Source organism: Mesorhizobium sp. M00.F.Ca.ET.216.01.1.1 (genome assembly GCF_004010325.2).
In the GTDB taxonomy this organism is placed as follows: domain Bacteria; phylum Pseudomonadota; class Alphaproteobacteria; order Rhizobiales; family Rhizobiaceae; genus Mesorhizobium.
Genome location: NZ_SADR02000319.1, coordinates 1 through 337, shown reverse-complemented (window position 1 = coordinate 337; position 337 = coordinate 1). Strand labels below are relative to the sequence as shown.

General features: G+C 65.6%; 1 protein-coding gene. It reads right to left on the bottom strand.

Annotation, left to right across the window (positions count from 1 at the left end; all coding sequences use genetic code 11):
- The coding region (locus tag EN859_RS36290) for an integrase core domain-containing protein (protein ID WP_135913677.1) at positions 1 to 337 on the bottom strand (337 nt) is incomplete at both ends.

The window sequence follows — 337 nt, the reverse complement described above, 5'->3', positions numbered from 1 at the left end:
TTGCCGCCGGAAGGCGACGGACTTGCCGGCGAAGGCTCTGCACAGGCGTATGGAGCGGCCGAGGACAGAGACGAAGCCATGCTGCTGAACGCGGCGGATGAGACGTCCTTGGCGTATTCGAACGGCTCGACGGTTTCGCGATACTGGCGCTTCGAGATGCGGTAGCGACCGAGCGGTACGGCGCCGGCAAGCGCGTCGTGGGGACGCTCTGCGTTGTAGACATTTCGCCACCGGTCGAATGCATCCTGGGCCTTGGTGAGATCGGCGAAGGGTGGTCCCTGCAGCGCCTCGGCCTTGAGCGTTCGGTGGAAGCGCTCCTCCTTGCCGAGCGTCTGCG